This window comes from Roseovarius pelagicus (genome assembly GCF_025639885.1).
In the GTDB taxonomy this organism is placed as follows: Bacteria; Pseudomonadota; Alphaproteobacteria; order Rhodobacterales; family Rhodobacteraceae; genus Roseovarius; species Roseovarius pelagicus.
Window position 1 is genome coordinate 40037 of record NZ_CP106739.1, and the last position, 21529, is coordinate 61565.

At 59.9% G+C, this 21529-nt stretch carries 24 protein-coding genes; 14 read left to right on the forward strand and 10 right to left on the reverse strand.

Annotation, left to right across the window (positions count from 1 at the left end):
- Positions 1 to 33 precede the first annotated feature (33 nt).
- The 5 genes from N7U68_RS20260 to N7U68_RS20280 all read right to left on the reverse strand — a co-directional run bounded on the left by N7U68_RS20260 (position 34) and on the right by N7U68_RS20280 (position 6943).
- The gene (locus N7U68_RS20260) at positions 34 to 2211 is read right to left on the reverse strand and encodes a ParB/RepB/Spo0J family partition protein (RefSeq protein ID WP_263049307.1); all 2178 of its coding nucleotides are present in this window, start codon (positions 2209 to 2211) and stop codon (positions 34 to 36) included.
- A 169-nt stretch (positions 2212 to 2380) separates the two neighbouring features.
- Complete coding sequence (repC, locus tag N7U68_RS20265) at positions 2381 to 3592, reverse strand: plasmid replication protein RepC (protein WP_263049308.1); 1212 nt, start codon at positions 3590 to 3592, stop codon at positions 2381 to 2383.
- A gap of 213 nt (positions 3593 to 3805) precedes the next feature.
- Positions 3806 to 4738 carry a plasmid partitioning protein RepB gene (gene repB, locus N7U68_RS20270; RefSeq protein ID WP_263049309.1) on the reverse strand — a complete coding sequence of 311 codons (933 nt, stop codon included), beginning with the start codon at positions 4736 to 4738 and terminating at the stop codon, positions 3806 to 3808.
- Positions 4722 to 5915 carry a plasmid partitioning protein RepA gene (gene repA, locus N7U68_RS20275; protein ID WP_263049310.1) on the reverse strand — a complete coding sequence of 398 codons (1194 nt, stop codon included), beginning with the start codon at positions 5913 to 5915 and terminating at the stop codon, positions 4722 to 4724. The genes repB and repA overlap by 17 nt, the downstream gene beginning before the upstream one ends.
- 143 nt (positions 5916 to 6058) lie before the next feature.
- Complete coding sequence (locus N7U68_RS20280; RefSeq protein ID WP_263049311.1) at positions 6059 to 6943, reverse strand: recombinase family protein; 885 nt, start codon at positions 6941 to 6943, stop codon at positions 6059 to 6061.
- A gap of 244 nt (positions 6944 to 7187) precedes the next feature.
- Here N7U68_RS20280 and N7U68_RS20285 point away from each other — a divergent pair, with 244 nt between their 5' ends.
- A complete protein-coding gene (locus tag N7U68_RS20285; protein ID WP_263049312.1) occupies positions 7188 to 8237 on the forward strand; it encodes a hypothetical protein in 1050 nt (349 codons plus the stop codon).
- 173 nt (positions 8238 to 8410) lie between these two features.
- Here the strand turns inward: N7U68_RS20285 and N7U68_RS20290 are convergent, their stop codons facing one another.
- Complete coding sequence (locus N7U68_RS20290) at positions 8411 to 9730, reverse strand: MFS transporter (protein ID WP_263049313.1); 1320 nt, start codon at positions 9728 to 9730, stop codon at positions 8411 to 8413.
- Between the two features lie 8 nt (positions 9731 to 9738).
- Positions 9739 to 9999: a metal-sensing transcriptional repressor gene (locus N7U68_RS20295; RefSeq protein WP_007120627.1), complete on the reverse strand. Its 261-nt coding sequence runs from the start codon at positions 9997 to 9999 to the stop codon at positions 9739 to 9741.
- Positions 10000 to 10501: 502 nt separating this feature from the next.
- Here N7U68_RS20295 and N7U68_RS20300 point away from each other — a divergent pair.
- From N7U68_RS20300 to N7U68_RS20360, 13 genes are all read left to right on the forward strand, one after another.
- The gene (locus N7U68_RS20300; RefSeq protein ID WP_263049314.1) at positions 10502 to 11230 is read left to right on the forward strand and encodes a HupE/UreJ family protein; all 729 of its coding nucleotides are present in this window, start codon (positions 10502 to 10504) and stop codon (positions 11228 to 11230) included.
- A gap of 16 nt (positions 11231 to 11246) precedes the next feature.
- Positions 11247 to 11870, forward strand: coding sequence for a transmembrane anchor protein (locus tag N7U68_RS20305; protein WP_263049315.1), 624 nt, complete (start codon positions 11247 to 11249; stop codon positions 11868 to 11870).
- A 211-nt stretch (positions 11871 to 12081) separates the two neighbouring features.
- On the forward strand, positions 12082 to 12435 hold the full coding sequence (locus tag N7U68_RS20310; protein WP_007121516.1) for a hypothetical protein: 354 nt from the start codon (positions 12082 to 12084) through the stop codon (positions 12433 to 12435).
- Positions 12436 to 12525: 90 nt separating this feature from the next.
- Positions 12526 to 13965 carry a multicopper oxidase family protein gene (locus N7U68_RS20315; protein ID WP_263049316.1) on the forward strand — a complete coding sequence of 480 codons (1440 nt, stop codon included), beginning with the start codon at positions 12526 to 12528 and terminating at the stop codon, positions 13963 to 13965.
- A 40-nt stretch (positions 13966 to 14005) separates the two neighbouring features.
- On the forward strand, positions 14006 to 14461 hold the full coding sequence (locus N7U68_RS20320) for a DUF411 domain-containing protein (RefSeq protein ID WP_263049317.1): 456 nt from the start codon (positions 14006 to 14008) through the stop codon (positions 14459 to 14461).
- Between the two features lie 66 nt (positions 14462 to 14527).
- Positions 14528 to 14662 carry a hypothetical protein gene (locus N7U68_RS20325; RefSeq protein WP_263049318.1) on the forward strand — a complete coding sequence of 45 codons (135 nt, stop codon included), beginning with the start codon at positions 14528 to 14530 and terminating at the stop codon, positions 14660 to 14662.
- 154 nt (positions 14663 to 14816) lie between these two features.
- The gene (locus N7U68_RS20330; protein WP_263049319.1) at positions 14817 to 15242 is read left to right on the forward strand and encodes a c-type cytochrome; all 426 of its coding nucleotides are present in this window, start codon (positions 14817 to 14819) and stop codon (positions 15240 to 15242) included.
- A complete protein-coding gene (locus N7U68_RS20335; RefSeq protein WP_263049320.1) occupies positions 15239 to 15835 on the forward strand; it encodes a DsbE family thiol:disulfide interchange protein in 597 nt (198 codons plus the stop codon). Before N7U68_RS20330 ends, N7U68_RS20335 begins: the two co-directional genes overlap by 4 nt.
- Complete coding sequence (locus tag N7U68_RS20340) at positions 15832 to 16344, forward strand: TlpA family protein disulfide reductase (protein WP_263049321.1); 513 nt, start codon at positions 15832 to 15834, stop codon at positions 16342 to 16344. Before N7U68_RS20335 ends, N7U68_RS20340 begins: the two co-directional genes overlap by 4 nt.
- A gap of 82 nt (positions 16345 to 16426) precedes the next feature.
- Positions 16427 to 16726: a hypothetical protein gene (locus N7U68_RS20345; protein ID WP_263049322.1), complete on the forward strand. Its 300-nt coding sequence runs from the start codon at positions 16427 to 16429 to the stop codon at positions 16724 to 16726.
- 98 nt (positions 16727 to 16824) lie between these two features.
- Positions 16825 to 17421, forward strand: coding sequence for an SCO family protein (locus tag N7U68_RS20350; RefSeq protein WP_263049323.1), 597 nt, complete (start codon positions 16825 to 16827; stop codon positions 17419 to 17421).
- A complete protein-coding gene (locus N7U68_RS20355) occupies positions 17418 to 17909 on the forward strand; it encodes a hypothetical protein (RefSeq protein ID WP_263049324.1) in 492 nt (163 codons plus the stop codon). The genes N7U68_RS20350 and N7U68_RS20355 overlap by 4 nt, the downstream gene beginning before the upstream one ends.
- A complete protein-coding gene (locus N7U68_RS20360; RefSeq protein WP_199861169.1) occupies positions 17906 to 18646 on the forward strand; it encodes a cytochrome c biogenesis CcdA family protein in 741 nt (246 codons plus the stop codon). Before N7U68_RS20355 ends, N7U68_RS20360 begins: the two co-directional genes overlap by 4 nt.
- Here N7U68_RS20360 and N7U68_RS20365 read toward each other — a convergent pair.
- The 3 genes from N7U68_RS20365 to N7U68_RS20375 form a co-directional block, all read right to left on the reverse strand.
- Complete coding sequence (locus tag N7U68_RS20365) at positions 18643 to 19752, reverse strand: permease (RefSeq protein ID WP_263049325.1); 1110 nt, start codon at positions 19750 to 19752, stop codon at positions 18643 to 18645. The genes N7U68_RS20360 and N7U68_RS20365 overlap by 4 nt on opposite strands.
- Before the next feature lie 86 nt (positions 19753 to 19838).
- On the reverse strand, positions 19839 to 20603 hold the full coding sequence (locus tag N7U68_RS20370) for a MauE/DoxX family redox-associated membrane protein (protein ID WP_263049326.1): 765 nt from the start codon (positions 20601 to 20603) through the stop codon (positions 19839 to 19841).
- A gap of 22 nt (positions 20604 to 20625) precedes the next feature.
- The gene (locus tag N7U68_RS20375; protein WP_263049327.1) at positions 20626 to 21495 is read right to left on the reverse strand and encodes a DUF305 domain-containing protein; all 870 of its coding nucleotides are present in this window, start codon (positions 21493 to 21495) and stop codon (positions 20626 to 20628) included.
- Positions 21496 to 21529 lie beyond the last annotated feature (34 nt).

The following is a 21529-nucleotide window of genomic DNA, read 5'->3' on the forward strand; positions in this document are numbered from 1 at the left end:
GGGGGCGGTATACCCGCCCCCTGCCAGATTACGTTATTCCGCGGCCAGCATCGACGCGCCTTCAGCAGGCAGGTCATCCGTCAGGAATGCAGGAAGGTCAGCTTCACTGACGCTGTCAGCCGCTTGGGCATCCACCCCCTGCCCTTCAGCACGGTCCTCAACTTCCAGCGCCACGAGATCGTTCCGGCGCAGGACCTCGGGCAACCAGCCGCTGCCCTTCAGCAAGCGCTCGGCCTCGCTGGCCATCTCGCCTTTCTTCAGATGATCGAGGAGTTGGGCAGTCCCCTCCCCCTTGGCCTCACGTACGGCCTCAAGAATGCGGGCCTTGGGCACGCGGTTGAGATAGGTATCCACCGTCGGCTCCCAGCCCGCCTCGACCATGTCGAGATCAACGGCTTGCCCCACGATATCCGCCTGCGCCATGCGCCGGGTCAGACCACCTGCAGAGATGCCTGCCCCGTAAGGGTTCACCTTCTCGTGCAGCGCGCTGACGCCGAAGCTGAGGCAATGCGCCAGCAAGGCCAGCCGACTGCCCTGGTCGAGGACCGTCAGATAGTCCCAGAGTGCCGCATCATCGCCAAGCGGCAGATCGGCTTCCCATTCCGCGTGACGCTCGTCGACCCGCTTGGCCACCACGCTGTCCTTCAGATCGCTCGCCTGCGCTGACATATAGACGTGACGCACTGAGGCTTCGAGACAGCTGCTCGAAGCGGAGGAGGTGCGGAAGGTGTCCGTCACAAGCTTCAGCAGCAGCAGCGTCAACGCCACGTCGGGAGAGCGCCCGATCGCTTCACGCAGCGCCAGCGTCCGGTGGGCGGTCAACTCCATGACCAACCGCTCGGGCAGCGGCTTCAGCGCTCCGTCATCCTCATCCTCCGGCAAGTCAGCTCCGATCGGCTGGCCACCCGACATGATGACGGTTCCGCCATGAGCGGCACTGCCATCGCCATAGGTGAGATCACGATCATCCCCCCGCCCCGCCACCGCAGGATCCGTACCATCCTGGACCGCGGTCTCCTCAACGGGCTCATCCTCTGGACGCACATAGCCGCGATAGACGGCCAGCGCGCCGTAGCGGTCGAGCGTGACGAACGCCCCTGCCCGCCCGATCTCTGTCTGATCGAAGATCAACGGCCGGGTCTCGATCTTTTCCATCTCCGTTTCCAACACGCCAAGCCGCGTGTCGACCTCGTCGGGGATTTCATCCTGACCCGCGTATTCCTCCTCGAGCGCCCGGTACTCGTCGAGCAGCTTGGCATGAGCCGCACCTTCGTCATCCGTCATCGGCGCCGGATCACCGGACAGGGACCGCAGGCCTTGGCTGTAGCCGTAGGGCAGGTCAAGCGCGACCTCGATCCACTTCCAGCCCTCAGCCGCAAACGTCTCAGCCTCGGCCTGGAGTTTTTCCGTAACTAGCCGATCGAGCAGGGCAGGGTCTTCGAGCCAACCACCGTCATCGCCCTGGAAGAGGTCATGCAGCATCGTGCCGCCCGCCGTTTCATAGGCGTCAACACCCACAAAGACCGCGCGCCGGTCCGACACCCGGACCGAGGTCTCTGTCAGCATGCGCCGGATCTGGAATGGCTCCTTGTTCCAGGATGAATGGATCACACCCCAGACCTGAACCTGACGCGCGTGATCGGGGTTCACTGTGAAGGCCATGACCTGCTCCAGCGTCATGTCATCCTCGGCATAGATCTCAAGCAGGGCAGGGGCGACGGAGGCAAGTTTGAGGCGCTGCTTCACGATCTGCGGCGTCACGAAGAAGGCGGTAGCAATCTCAGCATCGCTCTGACCCTTGTCGCGCAGGGACACAAACGCGCGGAACTGGTCGAGCGGGTGTAGGGCGACGCGCTGCATGTTTTCTGCAAGGGAATCGTCCTCGGCCAGGATGTCGGACCCCGCATCGCGCACGATGCAGGGAATGGGCGTGGTCTTCGCCAAACGCTTCTGCTTCACCAGAAGGGACAATGCCTGGAACCACCATCCACCGGCCGGGATCTCGAACTTGCCGGTCTCGGTCCCATCGTCAGCCAAGACGGGCCGCACGCTCAGGCTCTGCAACAGACCGCGGCGGGCAATATCTTCGGTCAGTTCCTCGACGGACACGCCAGCCTTGATGCGCCGCACATTCGACTGGCTCAGCACCAGCTTGTCAAAGGGGATATCCCGCGAGGGGGACAGGGTGATTTTCTGGACGGCTTTCGTCATCAGTTCTTCTCCACGACGGGCGCCGGAAGCCACTCTCCCGATCTCACTTCCCGTCACCCTCAAACCAACACTCCTTTCCCTCTCGTTGACGGTGTGGTTGCCAAGAGTCGACTTAACAGCTGTTAAGTCATGCCAACTCAGCCCCGACCCCGTCTGAACTTAACAGCTGTTAAGCCGCACTTCGCCGACCGATCAGAGCCATAACCATCGGTCCGCAAGAGAATTCACCCGCCGCAGCCTTCGACGTCAGCGCCCGCAAGTACCCACCCGGTGATCTAATGTCGGCAAAGCGTTCCAACATGGCCACGACGACGATCGAGGCCTGCTCTGGGCCCATACAGCGCTGCGCTTCTTCCCAAGCGGAAACACTGATCCCCATGGCTGGCCGTACGTGGCAGGCCGCGTCGAAGAGTTGGTGCCAGTGTCGGATATCACCCTGATAGAAGGTCTTGAGCGACGGACAGCTTGTGAGCACTAAATGGAGTGGGATCTTCGGCACCCGCCTCATGTCCGGTTCTTTAACCTCGGCCTCAGGCTCACATGGATCAGCATCTGGCGCGCCGGCCGCTGCCCCGCCTTTCTCTAAGGCAGGTTCAAGATCTATAGATTCTTTATTTGAATTATGATGGTGGCGCTCAAATTGGGCATCATTGGTGTTCATTTCTTCCGTATCAGGACCATCAATCACGTTACGTGCCTGATCGAGAAGGCTCTCCAGTTCAGTCCTAAATGCCGACAGTTCCTCAAGCGAAAGCTTGCGGCGAAGGGCGCGGGCTGTGAGGGCGGCCGTATCGCTGAGCTGGTCCCATAGGCCAAGCCCGGGCTGGATCTCCTCGCCGAACTCCGCCAGAGCGGCTAGGTCGCGACGCATGAGGCTCACCACCTCCCTCAGTCGCCGCACACGGTCCTCAGCCTCACGCACAGCCTCTGCGGCCCGTGCAATCTCCTCTGCCCGGCAATAGAGCGGGGAGAGGTCAAAGCCGAAGGCCACGCGATCTTCGCCACGCTTGCGCACATACCGCTTCCCGTTGGGGCTATCGCGCCGCATGAGCAAGCCTGCGTCTACCAACCGGGCGAGGTGACGGCGCATCGTCGAGCAAGGCATGCCGTTCAGCCGCTCGCAGATCGCCTTGTTGGATGGGAAGACGACCATTTCGGTGTTCCCGCCAAGCGCATCGTCCGGAAAGAAGCTGAGAAGTCCCTGAAGAACGGTCAGATCGCGCTCGGAAACCCCAAAGGCTGCCTGCGCCTTGGACAACTCGCGGAGGAGCTCCCACTTGTTGACGGGCTTGCCTGGAACAGATGACTCGGGCCGCTCGATCACGCGCAGATGGGCGTGCGATATCGGCCGCATAAACGGCGAAATTGGTGTGTACTCCATGAAAATATTCACGAAGGCAAAATTTGAGTGGCCCGCGAATCGCTTTGCGCTTGCGGGAGAGGGGCCAGATCGCTACATTCAGAGGTGCGAAAACTGAAGTTTTGTAGCGGGCTGGTCCCGTTCGAAACCTAATTAAGGTCTCGTGAAGCTAGCTTCTCGGGGCCTTTTTCATTCTTGCCTGTATCGTGCCTCCTTTTTGTTGGTTGCTCTTCCTCAGTCTTCTGAGCGCTTCCAGCGCTCATGAAGCTCGGTAAGCAGCTGCGGGGCGTTGCCCTCAAGCCAGCTGACAAATTCAGTATCCTCGGACTTCAACTCGAGCTTGAGTTGCTTGCCACGGCGTCCGGTCGTGACGGTTGCAGCACCGACCCCCGGAATGACCATTTCAGGCTGGCTGCGCGAGCGAATCGAGGAAGTGGAGTGCTCGGTCTTCCCTGCCGCAGAAAGGACTGCCAAAAATGCCCGGTCGGACTTCTCATCTATTCCACCCGAATGGATTGATTTGGTTTCATTGGCCAAGGCTGCGAGTCGCTCGTGGTCCACATCTGCAGCCCCAATACACTTCTTGAGTTCCTCCCATCGGGGTCGGCCGATCCCAGGTGCCGCACCGATGGCAAGGACAAGATCTTCTCCTACGGTGCGGACAACGCTTAACAACTGCGAAACCCCAGCCTCGGTCAGATTGAGAACCTCGGCAACGCCCTTGTTGGTGCGCTCTGACTCTCCCAGGTGGTCTCCATCAAGCAAGGCAGCGGCTACGAGCGCGCGTTCGATAAAGCTCAGATCTCGCCGCTCCTGGTTTTCCAGCAACTGATCGCGAAGCGCCTGATCGCCCTCCATTTCCGTGACAATTGCGCGGACCTTGATCCCAAGTTCTCTGCAAGCCTCAAGGCGACGGCGGCCATAGATCAGGCTGTAGCGATTACTCTCAAGTGGGCGCACTAGGATCGGAACACGTTGGCCGTTCTTGAAAATCGATGCCCTCAGACCCTCGATCTCGATCTGAAGTCGGTCATCTAACCGACCTGCAGTCTCGATATGACCGGGGTCGATTTCGAAAACACCACCTCGGAGCCTGCGCCCCTCAAGAGCGTCGGGCGCGTTGCGCAGGGTCTGCAAGGGCAGACCAAGTTTAGGCTTTCTTGCCATTGCGTCCCCACGTGTTCTGAATGATCGCAGCGATCTCGTCGTTGACGCCGTTCATGGAATCGATCGCGCGATCGAAAGTCTGGCGCGTGAATTCCTTCTTGTCGGCCTCATAGAGCGTCTGCTTTGTGAGCCCCGCATCCGAAATCGCAGTCGATTCGACCATGTGATTGGTCAGAACGGACCTGCCAAAAAGACCCCGGATGAAGGCAATGACCTCAGTTTGCGGTGCATCACCCACCTTGTAGCGGGTTGGCAGGAAACGCAGCCAGTCAAAGCGAAGGTTTGCGCCGGCGTCCCGGATGACGCCAAGCAGATCAGCGGTCATGCGCAAAAACTGCGACATAGACATGAGATCGAGCATCTGTGGGTGAACGGTGACAAGCACCCCAGAGGACGCCGACAAGGCAGACATGGTCAGGAAGCCAAGCTGCGGCGGACAGTCGATGACGACGACGTCATAGTCTGCTTCAACACTATCGAGCGCATCACGCACACGGGCAAAGAACGCGCGGGCGCCGCCTCGCTGGATGGCAGCCGGCGTCTCATGTTCGAATTCCATGAGCTCTAGGTTCCCGGGGATAAGGTCAAGGCCTCGGATGTAGGTTTTACGGATTACTTCCGAGATCGGGACCGGTTCATCATAGCGAACTGCGTCATACAGCGTTCCACCCTCCATCAGGTCCAGCTCAGGCTGGATGCCATGCAGCGCGGAAAAGGATGCTTGGGGGTCCAGATCGATCGCAAGGACACGATATCCCTTGAGAGCCAAGCGCTGCGCAAGGTGAGCTGATGTTGTCGTTTTCCCCGAGCCGCCTTTGAAGTTCACAACGGAGACAACCTGAAGCTCGTCACCGGCACGACGCCCCGGCACGTAGGTCCCAGGCTTCTTCGCGTTTGCCTCTAGGGCGTGGCGGATCTCCCAGATATCATCGAGTGTATACCGACGGTGGCTGCCCGCGGTGGTTTCGACGTCAGCGATCTTTCCTTCTCGATGAAGCTTGCGAAGGTAGGTATGATCGACGCCAAGCAACTCTGCCGCCTCGCCGCTAGTCAGGCTGCGCATGACTTTCTTGGCGTCGGGAGGGAAGTGGGCCGCACGTTGCGCATGAAGGTTTGACGCGAGAAGCTCTGCGTAGTGCCCGATGGCAATGTCCAGGTCCTGCTCAGCTTCGCTCATCTCTGCCTCGATTCGTGGGCGCGTTTTTTATGTGACCGCGCGTTATTTATCGAGACTATTGCCCGAGCTATCAGATTCGTGCAAGCTCTTTCTAGATATGGTGTGGTTCAATTACACAGACACAAGCGCAGGCACTACTCAATTCAGTCAAGCAACCCAAGTTTCTCAGCGCGTTCAAGAAGCATTTTCACCGATGACGGCTGCCACTTGGACCTTCCGCGCGGTGTCCGCTCACGCATAATCTCCAGCCGATCACAGATGGCCTGTAGGGTCATGTCGGGTTTGGCGCCCTTGATGCCTGCGACAATGGCGGGCAGGCGATCGTCCGTGTCGCGGCGATTTGCCCGACCGACGACCGTCGTCGGCAGAAAACCGTCGCGGACATAGGCGTTCACGGCGCGCAACAGGCGGCTTTGCGTCCAACGCCGCGCCTCGGGCAAGGGGCCGTTGATGATGCGCAGCACATCCTCCCAAGCCATATCAGGGCGCAGCCGGCGTACATGCGGTACCCAGTCTTGCGCGGTCTCGTTTAGTCGTTCCATATATCCGTCCTGCCGCGCCAGCCGCACCTTGCGCTGTGCGGCAGGGTCTCGCGCGCGCAGGCCCGGATTGCCGCCCACGCGTCCTTTGGTCTTCGCGCTCGCCAAGCCGGCCTTCGTGCGTTCCCGGATCAGGGCGCGTTCAAACTCGGCCGCGGCTCCCAGAACCTGCAGCGTGAACTTGCCCTGCGGCGAGGCAGTGTCGATCGGGTCTTGAATGGAGCGAAAGAACGCGCCCTTCGCCTCAAGCCGCTCGATCACCTCCAAGAGATGCGACAGCGATCGCGCCAGACGATCAATGCGAACGACAACCAGCGTGTCGCCCTTGGCCACGCGCTCCAACACGCGCGCAAGGACCGGCCGCGCACGATTTCCGCCCGAGGCCTGTTCTTCATGGATCTCGGCGCAACCCGCGGATTTCAGGGCCTGCGACTGGGGCAGGGGGGTTTGATCCTCGGTTGAAACGCGCGCGTAGCCTATCAATGGCATCAAAACAGGCCTTTTGCAGTTTCATATATCGCCACTAAACGACTGTTTGTAAACGAATGCAAGGGCGTGCACTGTGGCGCTGCTCAGCAGAGAACCCTTGGTTTCCATACGCTGAGCGCGATCAGCGAGCTCTCGCAGACCATCGCGCGCCCGTGCTATATAGGGTGTGCAGGCGCACCCTGACAAAACACTTGGGTAAAATGCAAAAGTGCCGTATTTTGCACACATGAAGACTCAAGTATCTATGCAGTATGATAGTTTTTACGATCCTCTAGTGGATGCGATGGGGCTTGAAGAGACGTCTGAGGACGACCTGTGGTTCCTGCCCGGTCCGATAGAAGAGGAGCCGGATTTTCTGCCGCCCAGACCAAGGGCAGAGTTGCGTGAAACTGCAGTCCTCGACGATTGGCGATGCGCTGAGGCGGGCAGTGCCGCCCGTCTTGCCCGCGTGGCTGGCCGGATCGGCGCGCTGGACGACCGGCTGCGCCGTGGCCCGAAAGGTTGGCGGCACAGGCTCGCGCTGATGGAGGCGGCAGACCTCAGCTGGTTTGTAGGCGACCGAATTGGCCCGGATCGGCTGGCGCTCTGGAAATCCATGCGCTTGTCCGGCGTGCAGGACGACACCGCGGCGCTCGCGCGTGTCGGATGGGCAGTGCGGCGTCTTACAGGCGGCCCTGGACCGGAAGTGGACCTGTCCGCCTTCCTCGACCGCCGCGACCCCGAGAACCTCGGCGTCGAAGCCGAACCCTTCGCGGATCGCGCGGGCGGTTGGCTCGATCTCATGGCGCAAGCCGCCGATCTTCACCCAATCACGCGCGCTTGCATGGGCTTCCATCTCTGGAGTCTCGCGGGCCTCGGGCAGCACGGCGACCGGATGGAAGCGGCGGTCACAGCCGCACGGATCGTGGCCAGTGAGGGCAAGGGGGCGCTCTTCGCGCCTTTGGCCATGGGCGGGCCAGGAGGATTGCGCCTCGGTGGCCCACCCGCTGACCGTCTGTCTCGTTGGCTTGACGGGATGGAGACCGCATGCCTGACCGCAATGCGTCACCTCGATGATATCGAGGCATGGTCGGCGAGGGCGGAAGCCGAGATGAGCCCGCTTTCCGGCCGCACGCCCCCGGCCTTGTGCGCGGTACTTACCGAATGGCCGCTCGTGTCCGCTCCGATGGCCGAGGCCCTGATCGGCGCCAGCCGGGCTGCCGTCCAGCGCAACCTTGCTTGGATGGAAGCGCGTGGTCTGATCCACGAGATGACCGGGCAGGGGCGGTATCGGATGTGGAGGGTCGCAACTTAAGCCGTGCTCTTTGTCGGGGGGCCGACAGTTTAGGCCAGAGTCAACGCCTCTGTCGGCCAAACTTGCAGAGAATTCGCGCATCGAGCCCACTTTGATGAATTTTGCTCGAAGCACGAATGTCCGCATGGATGAAAACGAACCGCCCGTGTCCAGTCTTCGTCTCTTGCCGCGGCTTATAAATGCGTAGTCCAGCGAGGATGGCTCTCGTCAATGATCAAGGCATGGCTGTGCCTGCGATGTCCCCTTAGGTGGGGATGGTCGAGTGGCAAATTATCGTGGGTGTGCTCAAGCTCAATGGGATCGCCGGACGGCCAGAGTTTCAGCGCTGCGAGCATTCCGAAGGCGGCGATTAGGGCCAGTCCGATCAGTGCGGGAACGACACCATAGACCGTCAGCAGCCAGCCCGACAGCGGATAGGTCACAAGCCAGCAGGCGTGGGACAGCGCGAATTGCGCCGCGAAGAGTGCCGGGCGGTCCCCGGCGTGTGCGGAACGGCGCAGCAGTCGACCAGAAGGGGTGAGGACAGCGGAATATCCGAGCCCCACCAGCAACCAGGCTGTTAGAAGGATGGACCAGCCAAGGCCTGCTCCAAGGACCGTCAACGCCAGACCGACCAGAGTAGCCACCATCAGCGCGGCTCCGCCGAATATCACGGGCCGGTCCGGCAACGCATCGAGAACACGCGGCAGGACCAGCGCTGCGATCATCGACCCTGCGCCGAAGGCGAACATCGTCCAGGCCAGAGCACTTTCCGAAAGGCCGAGCGAGCCGCGCACAAGAACGACGGTGTTGACCAGCACCATCGCACCTGCCGCCGCCGCCGCGAGGTTCAATGCCAAGAGCCCGCGCAAGCGGGGCGTGGCCAGATAGATGCGGATGCCGCGCGTAGTGCGGTCATAGACACCGCGCGGCTCGGATGGGCGGGGACTGGGCAGCACGACCGAAACAACCAGAAGGGCCGATGCGGCGAAACCGAGGACCGTGCCGAGGAAAAGCGAATTGTAGGACATCACCGCGAGCAGAAGGGCCGCCAGCGTCGGGCTGACGATGTTTTCCAGATCGTAGGCCAGCCGCGACAGCGACAGCGCGCGGGTATAGCGCGCCTCTTCGGGCAAAACGTCCGGGATCGTCGCCTGAAAGGTCGGCGTGAAGGCGGCGGAAGCCGATTGAAGAAGGAAGATTAGGACGTAGACCTGCCAGACCTCGGTCACGAAGGGCAGTGCGAGCGCGACACCGGCACGCATTAGATCGAGCGTCACCAGAAGCGCGCGGCGCGGCACGCGGTCTGCGAAAGCCCCTGCAATGGGCGCGATGCCCACATAAGCAACCATCTTGATGGTGAAGACTGTGCCGAGGACCAGCGCCGCCCCGTCGCCCGAAAGATCAAAGGCGAGCAGGCCGAGTGCGACTGTGGCGAGTCCGGTACCCAGAAGGGCTACGACCTGTGCCAGAAACAGGTGCCGATAAGTGCGGTCGGAGAGAATATCGAGCATGGTCAGCCTCAGAGATATCGGGCGATCGCCCGCAACTCGGCGCGATCAGTTTCAGAACTTTCAACGTCGATACAATGGTCCATGTGATCATGGATCAGCGCACGCTTGGCGTTCGTCACGGCCTTTTCGACCGCTTGCATCTGCTGAGCAATCTCCAGACAGGGTTTGCCCGCCTCGATCATTTCGATCACGGCGCGCAAATGGCCGTCAGCGCGTTTCAGCCGGGCGACAAGGGCGGGATGGGTTGCATGGACTGGATGTTTTGTCATAAAGTTGTTCTATCCCCCCCCGGGAGGATAGAACAAGATGGTGCCACGACGCACCACGCTAGAGACGGGCAGACGGGCAGAACCTATGGATACCTTGAGGACAGTTGTAAACGCCGCGTTTGCGACACCCTTATGTTTGGCCGTACTCCTCTGGTCTGTGGTGCCCGCAACCTCGCACGCGCCCTCAGTCTTCGGCGTCCTTCAAGAGCACGCAGAAATGGTTGCTGAGCACGGTCATTCGCATGGACTGGAAGAAGACCTCGCCTGGGCCATGCATGGACATAGCCATGACAGCATCGATCACGATCACAGTCAGGCGGTCGTGCCTGGCCCAGACCGATCGCCGCACCCGCTCGATATTTACAGAGCCGCATGGCCGTTGAGTTCGGCCACGTCGAACACCTTACAGACATACCAAATCGAACGACCTCCGCGCGTCTGATCGACTGCGCGCCAACAGCGCGCTGCATTCGATCATCAACACATATGCGGAGTCAAATCCATGAATACAGTCCACCGGGGCTGGACCGATCCCGGCATACGCCGGATCGTGATCCTGTCCTTCATTGCCCTTTCGGCGCTCGTCCTGAGTGCGGGCAACGCTCTTGCCCATGCCGTCACAGAAGGTGACGCAGGCTACATCCAGGAAATCTGGGGGGTGAACATCATCCCCTTCATGTATCTCGGCGCCAAGCACATGGTCACGGGATATGACCACATCCTGTTCCTGCTCGGCGTCGTCTTCTTCCTCTACCGGATGAAGGACGTCGGCATCTATGTCAGCCTCTTCGCCATCGGCCATTCGACCACGATGCTGGCGGGCGTCTGGTTCGGATGGGGCATCAACGCCTACATCATCGACGCCATCATCGGCCTTTCAGTCGTCTACAAGGCGCTCGACAATCTGGGGGCCTATCAACGCTGGTTCGGCTTCCAGCCCAACACCAAGGCCGCGACGCTGATCTTCGGCTTCTTCCACGGCACGGGCCTGGCCACGAAGATCCTAGACTACGAGATCGCGTCAGAGGGGCTGCTGGCCAATCTTCTGGCGTTCAACGTGGGCGTCGAGCTTGGCCAGATCATGGCGCTTGCCGTGATCCTCATCGTCATGGGGTTCTGGCGGAAATCCCCGAACTTCTTCCGCCAGGCTTACACCGCCAACGTCGTCATGATGTCCATGGGGTTCATCCTCATGGGCCTTCAAATCACCGGCTATTTCGTAGCCACCTGAGAAATTGGAGACCCAAATGTTCAACGCAGAAAAACCAAGCCTCGATGAGCTGCCAAGCTCCGCGCAGCTGATCCGTTCCACCGCCATTGCGGCGGCCAGCGCCGTCGCGATCCTCGTGACCGTCGTGCTTCCCGCCGAATACAACATCGACCCGACCGGGATTGGCGGCGTTCTCGGGCTGAGCGAGATGGGCGAGATCAAAGCCCAGCTTGCGGAGGAGGCCGAAGCCGACAGGTTGATGGAGCTTGAGGCAGACGAGCAGTCGAGCCTGATGAACGATTTCTTCGGACTTTTTGTCGGCGCGGCACATGCACAGGAGGCCGAAATCTGGCGTGACGAAACCACCTTTACGCTTGCACCCGGCGACAGTGCCGAGTGGAAGCTGGTCATGGAAGAGGGCCAGACGGTGGAATACCGAATGCTGGTCGATGGCGGTCGGGTGAATTTTGACATGCACGGCCACGGCGGCGGCAATTCGGTGACCTATGAAAAGGGCCGCGGTTCGACGGGCGACGAGGGCGAGATCATCGCGGCATTCGACGGCGAACACGGATGGTTCTGGCGGAATCGGGACAGCCAGCCCGCAACCGTGACTGTCCAGGTGCGCGGCGAATACACCGAATTCAAAGACGCAAGTTGACACAAGGGCAGCCACCCGCATGAAAAGATGCGGGTGGTTGCCTGGCTCCGAAACAGACATTGGATGAGTCCGCAGTCTCGCCTCAGATTTTCCCCCGAAACCAACCTCGGGCATCTTTTGGCCAATCAGTGAGTACCCGCGTGGCAATGTCACGCCTATGTTACGGGATACTTCTTGACCTCCCCCTACTGGAAGCTTGCATAAGGATCGCATGATCTGCGTTTTCCGCCTCATTTTGATTCTTGCATTGAGCTTCGGTGCCGTGGTTGCGCCGGATGTATCGGCAGCGAATGCGGCTGAGGCAGCAATGGCTCAGATGGTGGGCGCTGAAAGCGGGGACGACCATTGCGGCGGATGCGATCCGATCGGATTTGCTGACGGGATAACCTGCGAGGGTGGGTGTACAGTCCCTTGTGGCGCGGGAACTACGGCCGGTATCGTAGCTCGTACGTCAGCGATGACGCTTGAGATGGCCTTCGGTGTTGTCATCCCGGTCGCGGGACCTGTGATCCCGATTGGCGCGGTTCCCTCCCTTGATCCATTTCCTCCCAAGCTGCCTGTCTGAACCTGATAACGGCCTCGCTTGTTGCGGGGCCTGACCGTTGCCTTGGCCGAAGCTGGCTGAGTGCGACCCTTTCAGATCAAGGCAGAAGTAATGACCCTCAACAGACTGATTTCACGGCGGCACGTGCTGTGCACCGGTGCCGCTTTCACGGCCATATCCGCTCTGTCACCGGCACGAGTAGCGATGGCAGGTCCGACAGAGGACCCATTCTTGCTACGCGCTGCGGCCGGACAAGCCGCCCTGCGACCGGCACCCTACGGCTCTACCGACGTCTGGAGCTACAACGGATCCCTCCCCGGCCCCGAGATCCGGGTGCGGCAGGGAGACCGAATTCGGGTTCTGGCCCAGAACGGGCTAAATGAAGGGACGACGGTCCACTGGCATGGCATTCGCACACCCAATGCGATGGACGGCGTGCCGTTCCTGACACAGGACCCGATCCCGGTCGGTGGCGAGTTTCTCTACGAATTCGATGCGCTGGACGCAGGTACGTTCTGGTATCACCCGCACCAGCGCAGTTCGGAACAGGTCGGCCGCGGCCTTTACGGGCCGCTGATCGTCGAGGAGGCGGACCCGATCCGTGTGGATCGCGACCTGACTTGGATGCTCGATGACTGGCGCATGACCCGAGAAGGACAGATTGCCGGGGACTTCGGAAGCCGTCACGACGCCATGCACGGCGGCCGCATCGGCAATTCCGTGACCATCAACGGTCAGATGCCGGAACGCATCTCCGTGCGATCCGGAGAACGCATCCGCCTGCGGTTGATCAACGCGGCGAATGCCCGGATCTTCGGGCTGGATTTCGGGGGGCTTGCGCCGGTCGTGGTCGCTCTGGACGGTCAACCCGTGTCACCTCATGTACCAGACGATGACATCGTGGTGGTCGGCCCGGCCATGCGTGTCGATCTGGTGATCGACATGACCGGCAAGCCTGGCGACGCCCTCACCGTCACCGATGCCTTTTACGAAGGCCTCGAATACCGTCTGGTCGATCTCGCTTACGGGCCTGACAGGCTGCGGGACAGTGTGCCGGATTGGTCGATGGACCTGCCGCCCAACCCGCTGGCCGAACCGGATATGGCGTCGGCTGCGCGACATCAAATCGTCTTCAACGGCGGCATGATGGGGCAGATGATGATGGGCGGCGGCATGGGGTCCATGATGGAGCAGATGCGCGAAGGCAATATGTGGTTCATCAACGGCAAAGCAGCAACGGGGCACATGATGGATCCATTGCTGGTCCTGCCGCAGGGCACGTCGCATGTGCTGCAGATGGACAATCGCACCGCGTGGCATCACCCGATGCATCTTCATGGACATTCGTTCCGTGTGATCACACGGAACGGCCAACCGACACGGCATCGCGAATGGCAGGACACCGTCCTGATGGCACCGGAGGAACGGGTCGAGATCGCCTTCGTGGCGGACAATCCGGGAGACTGGATGTTCCATTGTCACATCCTGGAACACCAGGCGGCTGGCATGATGGGCATCATACGTGTCGATCCTGGCACGACCAAAACCTGAAACAATCTCACGTAACGATCACCACGAAAGGAAAGAACCGATGAAGAAACTAATTGGACTTGCCAGTCTTGGCACCGCAGGTGCTGCCGCTGTCCTTGCAATGAGCCTGAATGCCGCGCCTGCCGCAGCGCAAGAGGCCACGCTCTACAAGAACCCGCAATGCGGATGCTGCGAGAGCTATGCGGACTACCTCCGCGAGAACGGTTTCACGGTGGAGGTGAAGCCGACCCACGATCTGGCCCAAATCAGCCGCGAGGCAGGTATCCCGGATGACTTTCAGGGCTGCCATACCGCCTTTCTGGGCGACTACGTCGTCAGCGGCCATGTGCCGGTCGATGTCGTCAACAGGATGCTTGAGGAGCGCCCGGAAATTGCCGGTGTGACGCTTCCCGGCATGCCGTTGGGGTCGCCGGGTATGGGGGGCGCGAAGCAGGAGCCGTTCAAGATTTACACCGTCGAAGAAGGTGTGAATCCGACCGTCTATGCGGTCGAATGATCAAGTGCGCGGTCTGGCGCGATCCCGCATCAAACCAGTTTCAAGGAAAATCAAAGGATAAATTGCATGATGATGGACGGTGGAATGATGGGTGGCGGCATGATGATCGCGATGGGTCTCGTTTGGTTGCTGATCGTGGGAGTGCTGTTGCTCGCGGCGATCGCCTTGGTCAAATACATCCGCTCGGACAGTGGAAAATAGAAATGTGCCGGGATGCGGAATGAAGGTGCCAACAGCGGCGACAGCCTGTTGTCAATGGGATTGGTCTGGGCGCTTTGCGTCCTGCTTATCCTGTCGTTGCTTGTGGCATTTTTTACGCTCTGTATGTGGCTCGCAAAAAGAAGGCGGAAGCGCAGTGAAAAACACCATTAGGCTCGCCACGATTCTGCTCGCTGCAACGGTCTTACCCGTTGCAGCACAGAGCGACTTGCTCATGGGCGAGCGCCTCTATCAGGAGAATTGTGCCAGTTGCCATGGCATAAAGCTGGAGGGGCAAGCCGATTGGAAATCAAGATTGTCGAACGGCAGGATGCCTGCGCCGCCCCATGACGCCTCGGGGCATACATGGCACCATACGGACCGCGTGCTTGTAGACATCATCACGCGCGGACCGGCGGCGGTTGTCGGGAACGGTTACGAAAGCGATATGCCCGGATATGGCGGCGTGCTGGCAGACGGGGAGATCGCCGCAATCCTCGACTACATCAAGAGTACATGGCCCGAACGGGAGCGTAGCTTTCAGTCTGACCGGAGCCGTGAGGATGAACAGGCACAGCCATGACGCAAATGGGTGAGGCAAAAGGCAAACCGAAAGCGCAGCGCAGGATATCAATTTCTGTGCTGGTGCCGCTGATTGCGTTTGCGCTTATGGCTCTCTTTGGTTGGAGGCTCTTTACAGGGGATGATAGTCTGCCTTCGGCTCTGCTCGGCAAACCTGTGCCCGACTTCGCGCTTCCCCCGGTGCTCGGACGCGAGGACGGTCTTTCGACGCAGGATCTGATTGGCCATGTCTCTTTGGTGAACGTCTTCGCCTCGTGGTGTGTGCCCTGTCGTGCCGAACACCCGCTGTTCATGGAATTGAGCGCCGCAGGCGAAGTGCCGCTCTACGGGATCAACTACAAGGATCCGCCGGAACAGGCACGCTCCTGGCTCGACGAATTGGGCGATCCCTACGCCCGTGTTGGGGCCGACGTCGACGGACGCGCAGGTATCGAATGGGGAGTGTACGGCGTGCCCGAAACCTACGTGATCGCTGCTGACGGTACAATCGCCTTCCGCCATGTCGGGCCGATCACGCGGGCGATTTTGCAGAAAACTCTGTTGCCGATGGTCCGTGACCTGAAAACCCGAACTACCAAGGAGCCAAAGCTATGAAATATCTCAAACCGTCGCTGGTCGCCTGGGCACTTTCCGTCAGCGCAACTTTTGCCGGGCCGCAAGGGTTTGCGCTGCACGACGCGCCGCAGCCAGTGATCAATGTGCGCTACGAGAAAGAAGACGGCAGCCGTGGCGATATGGAGGATTTTCGCGGCAAGGTGATCCTCGTGAACGTCTGGGCAACGTGGTGCGTGCCCTGCCGTGAGGAAATGCCGACGCTGGATGCGCTTCAGGCGGAACTTGGCAGCGATGACTTCGAGGTTGTCGCCCTGTCCATCGACAGGGCCGGATCGCCCGTCGTGCGGCGTTTCTACGACGAGATCGGTGTCACCAATCTCAAGATGTATGTCGACAAGACAATGCTGTCGATGACCGCGCTGCGCACCGTCGGTCTGCCGACGACGATCCTGATCGACTCGCAGGGGCAGGAGCTGGGACGGTTGGTCGGCCCGGCCGAATGGGATGATCCCGAGATGGTATCATTCTTGCGGAGTTTTATCGAATGAGTGCTGCCAAAAGAATAGCGCCCGCCCTTGACCTTCCGGTTACTGGAATGGCTGTTTTTCAAACCTCTAAAGGATTTTCCGGATGACCGACTTATCACCTTCCAACGATGCGAGTGTCGCCGAGATTGCAAGGGCAGGCCACTGGCCCCGGTGGTTGACGCGCAGACGTTTGCTGTTTGCCGGTGCGGCAACCGTGATGGGCGGCGGCATGGCACTGAACTGGGGATGGCTCACCGCGATCGGACTCGCGCCCATTCTGGTCTCGCTGGCACCCTGTGCCGTGATGTGCGGCCTCGGTCTGTGCATGAAGGGCGGGTCCGGCGGGAAATGCAGCGATGTGGGAAGCGCCAATCCCGATCAAACCGAAGGGCGAGAAAATTGAGCAGGTCTCTGACACGGCGCGCCGTCTTGGCGACACTTGTAGCCACGATTTCCTCTCCGGCCTTCGCAGACCACCCTGGGGAAAATCTTGACGCGCGCATGTTCGAAATGGAGCCATACTTCCAGGCCATCGATACAGCGCAAGCCCCTAGTTTCGAATTGCAGGATGCGGAAGGCAAACCCGTGCACTTGTCGGACTTCAGCGACAAGGCCGTCATCCTGCATTTCATTTACGCCAATTGCCCGGATATCTGCCCGCTCCATGCCGAAAAGATCGCGGCGGTTCAGGCTTCGATCAACGACGGACCGATGAAGGATCTGGTGCAGTTCATCTCGATCACCACCGATCCGGTGAATGACACGCCTGACGTTCTGCGCGAATACGCGGAACGGCATGGGTTTGATCCGACGAACTGGGTCATTCTGACCAAACGGCCCGATCAGGCTGACGACGCAACGCGCCTTTTGGCACGGGACTATGGGCTCGAGTTCACGATGACCGCTGACAGCGACATGATGATGCACGGCGCGGTCACCCATGTCGTGGATATCGGCGGGCGGTTTGCCGCAAAGTTCCATGGCATGGACTTCAAGAATGTGAACCTGATCCTGTATGTCAGCGAGTTGATCAACAATGCCCAGCATCGACGCCGAGAACGCGGTTGGTGGGACCGGCTGACGGGGGCGTATCAATGAGTAATGCCGCGATTGGCGTCATGCAGTCCGTGCCGGATAGAATTTCCCTGACAGCACTCCGTCGATATTTTTCGGTGATCATCCCGGCTAATCTGATCTGGGAGTTCGCCCACATGCCGCTCTACACGATCTGGAACGAGGGCACCTGGGGTGAGATCGTCTTCGCCGCGGTTCATTGCACGGGAGGCGACATCCTGATTGCCATGAGCGCGCTGGTGCTCGCCTTGATGATGTCGGGCCGAGGCTGGCCCATTGTCGCTTCGACGCGACGCTCGGTTACCGTCCTGACGGTGGTGTTCGGGTTGGGATATACGCTGTTCAGCGAATGGCTCAACAGCGTGATCCGCGCCGCCTGGGCCTATTCAGACCTGATGCCGATCATTCCGATTCTCGATGCAGGGTTGTCGCCGGTACTGCAATGGATCGTAATCCCGCTGATTGCCTTCTGGTGGGCATCACGGCCCTTTAGCGGACATGGAAACGCATGATGGATATTTCCGGCATCGGCATCTTCGCGGCCTTTCTGGCGGGGGCCATTTCGTTCCTGTCACCCTGCGTCCTGCCACTGGTTCCGGGCTATGTTTCCTACATCGCAGGCCAGCCGGGTTTGCGCACGACACGGTCGGTCGGTCTGCGGGCGCGCGCCGGGGCACTGGGCCTAAGCACCTGCTTCGTTCTGGGGTTTTCGACGGTTTTCGTCGCCCTCGGGGCCGGGGCCAGCGCGATCGGATCATTGCTGCTGACATGGCGCATCGAGCTGAACTATCTGGGCGGCGCGATCATCATCCTGTTCGGACTGGTCATGTTGGGCGTCTTTCGTCTGGATGCCTTCTCGCGCGACACCCGCTTCACACTCGACATTCCGGGGGGTCGCCCGCTTGGAGCCTACGTACTGGGCTTGGCCTTCGCCTTTGGTTGGACCCCCTGCATCGGACCGATCCTTGGCGCGATCCTGACACTCAGTTCGACTTCCGGCGGTATGTCGGACGGCATCTGGCTGCTGTCGATCTATTCCGCGGGGCTGGGCGTGCCGTTCCTGTTGGCCGCGCTGTTCACCGATGCCATCGCCGCGCGGGTCAGACAGATCGGCAAGGCCGGTCGCTGGCTCTACAAGGGCGCAGGCGTCGCCATGATCATCATGGGCGTTGCCATCATGACCGGCCAATTGTCCCGGTTTGCTTACTGGCTCCTGGGAACGTTTCCATTCCTGGCCTCAATCGGTTAATTTTCCTTTGCATTTTTGAGGTGAAGCCAGATCAGTATTGCCCCGATGACGAGAAAGATCAGGTTGAGAAAGAATGTGTAGTCGATGCTGAACCGGACCATTTCCTGAAGCGAGGGCCGCTCGGTCGGGATCATCCCTACGAGAGCGAACAGGTAATGCACCGTAATTCCCGCAGCGACCATGCACAGGTACAGCAAGCCTGAAAGATAGAGCGCATACTGCCAACCATAATACTTTGCGTGCACCCAGATCACCGTGGCAGCAACAAGATCGGCTCCGAGAAAGGCGATCACGCCTCCGAACGACGCATCACGCGACCAGAGCATCGCGGCCAGAGGGACATTGCCCATCGAACCGATGAAGGTGAAGAAGGCCACGGCGGGAGCCACCAGCGCGTTTTCAAGAACGATCAGGAAGCCCGGCGCGTCCTGCGCACCGCCATCTCCAACCAGGAAGATCGCGTTCCAGAAGCTTTGCGGCACAAAGACGGAAATGAAACCCGCGACCGTGAAGCCGAAGAGGATCTCCTTCCAGACCATCTTCCATTCCATGAAGAAAGCGCGGGCGATCCGATTCCATCCTTCGCGGGACAGAACTTTGTCGCGGAACGATCCCTTCATGGTCCGGTCCGTGTCCATACCTTCGTCGGACTGGGCCTTCTCCGCATGCTCTTTTGCGCTTTGGACAAGCGACCTTGGAAACCATATCAGGGTGAGGGCATAGGCGTAGATCGTCATCAGGATGCCAAGCATGAAATTCGCCAACATGAATTTCCAGCCCAGCAGGACCAGAAGGACGATTCCAAGCTCGATCACCAGATTTGTCGATGAAATCAGGAAGGCGATGGAATTGACCGGATGCGCTCCTTTCACGAGGATCGAACGCGACGCGGCAAGCGCCGCGAAGGAACAGGACGACGACACGAAACCAAAGAACCCGGCAATGCCTGCCTTCCTGGCACCACGATCACCCAGAACACGCGCCATCTGATCCCGTGTCACGAAGATCTGGATGCCTGCGGAGATGATATAGACGAAGATCAGCGCCCAGAGCGCCTTCCAGAGCATGCCCGCCCCGGTCGTGAATGCTTCGATTATCTGGTCCATTCAGCCTAACCTTTTTCGCAGTGATGCTTGACCTGCGCACCTGTCGGGAGAACGGGTCTGAGGGATGTAAAAAGGGCGCCCGCCTTTCAGCCGATCAGATAGACCCTGATCGGCATCCAAATCCCCATGACCATCATCATCAGGTTCTCTGTGAGCGAGACAAAGCCGAGCGGTACGTTGCTGTCGCCGCCGACGCAGGCGCACTTCAATTCACGCTTGTCGATATAGACCGCTTTGAAAACCGATACCGCGCCAACAGTGCCGATGAACAAGGCCACCGGTGCCGAAAGCCAGGTCAGCGCCCCGGCGACCATGAGAATACCTGCGAACGCCTCTCCGAACGGATAGATCTTGCCATAACGCACCCACCGACGCGCCAGCAGGTCGTAGTTCAGGAACATGGTCGAGAAGCTCTCGACATCCTGAAGTTTTTGTACCGCCAGAAAGCACATCGAGATCGAAATAAACCATTCCAGCCCGCGCAGGGTGAAAATGGTCTCGAAGCTGTACCACGACAAACCGAGCGCCATCAGGAACGCGACGGCAAAGATCGCGATCACCGGCTGGTAGGATGTGTCCGACCGTTCGTCTTCGGGCGCATCGATGCCGAAATGGACCCGAAGGTCGTCATATCCGCCGATCCGCTCGTCCCCGATCCAGGTTTGCGGTGTGGTTTCGACGCCGTGCTCTTCCATGAACGCGTCGGTTTCCTCACGCGTGGTCAAAGGGTGATCCTCGACCTCGAAGCCCTTGCGCTCCAACAGGTCCATGGATTTGAGCCCATAGGGACAGAGGTGATCGGGCATCACCATCCGGTAAAGCCTGGCTGTCTGGGTTGTGTCTTTTGGCATGTCATATCCTCCGTTTCAGGGTTCAAGCGTCGCAGCCATAGAAGCCGCGATAGCCTGCCCGCAGGCCGGCATCGAGCTCGAGAACGAGGTTGGCGTCCTGCATTTCACTACTGTTTTCCAGCGCCGCAGTCCCGTCCGGCGCACTGAGGGCCACGGACATCCCTTCGGCGCTCAGGGTGCCGGTTCCGTCGGTTGAACCAAGACGCACCAGGTCGCCGCTGATCTTGGCCAGCGCCGCCGGGGCGCCGTCGATTTGTCCTGCGGCAAGCACAGGTTTGCTGCTCGTGGTATACTTGAAGGTGCAGATAGCCCCATCCGGGAAAAGCTGCGCGATTTCATCGCCGGTCAGGAATTCCAGATCGAGGATGGCGATTTCGGCGGATGAGAGTGCCTCGTTCAGATCGACGATCCGGGCTGGACCATCAGGGCCCTCATCAGCCGCGTCACCATTCGTGTCGATGTCATTCACCAGATACCGCATTTCGGCGATTTCTTTGTCTTGGGCAAAGATGATCTCGTCAGCCAGTTTGCGCACCCGAGGGTCAGAAATGTTGGCGCGGCTCGATGTCATGATCGCGATCGAATGGTGCGGGATCATTGCCTTCATGTAGCTGGTATCGCCCACGGTCACCTGGCTCCGGACCAGCCAGAGGGATCCGGCAAACACCACGGCGCCGCCAATAAAGATGGCAGCGTTGATCGCCTTACTGGAGTACATCGACAGCATGAAGCCCAGCATGATGATCGCCATTGTGGCCCCCATCAGCACGGCCATATAGGCGCGTGTTTCGGACCAGAAGATATGGCTCAGCAGATAGGTGTTGAGATACATCAGGATGAACATCACCACCGTGGATGTGGCGATCATCGCGAAAAAGCGTAGGTATGTCATTGGCGACCTCCAGTCTCGAAAAATTGATGTCCTA

Bases quoted from the DNA above. Each gene is read 5' to 3' on its own strand.
- N7U68_RS20260 (WP_263049307.1), bottom strand. From the start codon at position 2,211: ATGACGAAAGCCGTCCAGAAAATCACCCTGTCCCCCTCGCGGGATATC.
- repC (WP_263049308.1), bottom strand. From the start codon at position 3,592: ATGGAGTACACACCAATTTCGCCGTTTATGCGGCCGATATCGCACGCC.
- repB (WP_263049309.1), bottom strand. From the start codon at position 4,738: ATGGCAAGAAAGCCTAAACTTGGTCTGCCCTTGCAGACCCTGCGCAAC.
- repA (WP_263049310.1), bottom strand. From the start codon at position 5,915: ATGAGCGAAGCTGAGCAGGACCTGGACATTGCCATCGGGCACTACGCA.
- N7U68_RS20280 (WP_263049311.1), bottom strand. From the start codon at position 6,943: ATGCCATTGATAGGCTACGCGCGCGTTTCAACCGAGGATCAAACCCCC.
- N7U68_RS20285 (WP_263049312.1), top strand. From the start codon at position 7,188: ATGCAGTATGATAGTTTTTACGATCCTCTAGTGGATGCGATGGGGCTT.
- N7U68_RS20290 (WP_263049313.1), bottom strand. From the start codon at position 9,730: ATGCTCGATATTCTCTCCGACCGCACTTATCGGCACCTGTTTCTGGCA.
- N7U68_RS20295 (WP_007120627.1), bottom strand. From the start codon at position 9,999: ATGACAAAACATCCAGTCCATGCAACCCATCCCGCCCTTGTCGCCCGG.
- N7U68_RS20300 (WP_263049314.1), top strand. From the start codon at position 10,502: ATGAATACAGTCCACCGGGGCTGGACCGATCCCGGCATACGCCGGATC.
- N7U68_RS20305 (WP_263049315.1), top strand. From the start codon at position 11,247: ATGTTCAACGCAGAAAAACCAAGCCTCGATGAGCTGCCAAGCTCCGCG.
- N7U68_RS20310 (WP_007121516.1), top strand. From the start codon at position 12,082: ATGATCTGCGTTTTCCGCCTCATTTTGATTCTTGCATTGAGCTTCGGT.
- N7U68_RS20315 (WP_263049316.1), top strand. From the start codon at position 12,526: ATGACCCTCAACAGACTGATTTCACGGCGGCACGTGCTGTGCACCGGT.
- N7U68_RS20320 (WP_263049317.1), top strand. From the start codon at position 14,006: ATGAAGAAACTAATTGGACTTGCCAGTCTTGGCACCGCAGGTGCTGCC.
- N7U68_RS20325 (WP_263049318.1), top strand. From the start codon at position 14,528: ATGATGATGGACGGTGGAATGATGGGTGGCGGCATGATGATCGCGATG.
- N7U68_RS20335 (WP_263049320.1), top strand. From the start codon at position 15,239: ATGACGCAAATGGGTGAGGCAAAAGGCAAACCGAAAGCGCAGCGCAGG.
- N7U68_RS20340 (WP_263049321.1), top strand. From the start codon at position 15,832: ATGAAATATCTCAAACCGTCGCTGGTCGCCTGGGCACTTTCCGTCAGC.
- N7U68_RS20345 (WP_263049322.1), top strand. From the start codon at position 16,427: ATGACCGACTTATCACCTTCCAACGATGCGAGTGTCGCCGAGATTGCA.
- N7U68_RS20350 (WP_263049323.1), top strand. From the start codon at position 16,825: ATGTTCGAAATGGAGCCATACTTCCAGGCCATCGATACAGCGCAAGCC.
- N7U68_RS20355 (WP_263049324.1), top strand. From the start codon at position 17,418: ATGAGTAATGCCGCGATTGGCGTCATGCAGTCCGTGCCGGATAGAATT.
- N7U68_RS20360 (WP_199861169.1), top strand. From the start codon at position 17,906: ATGATGGATATTTCCGGCATCGGCATCTTCGCGGCCTTTCTGGCGGGG.
- N7U68_RS20365 (WP_263049325.1), bottom strand. From the start codon at position 19,752: ATGGACCAGATAATCGAAGCATTCACGACCGGGGCGGGCATGCTCTGG.
- N7U68_RS20370 (WP_263049326.1), bottom strand. From the start codon at position 20,603: ATGCCAAAAGACACAACCCAGACAGCCAGGCTTTACCGGATGGTGATG.
- N7U68_RS20375 (WP_263049327.1), bottom strand. From the start codon at position 21,495: ATGACATACCTACGCTTTTTCGCGATGATCGCCACATCCACGGTGGTG.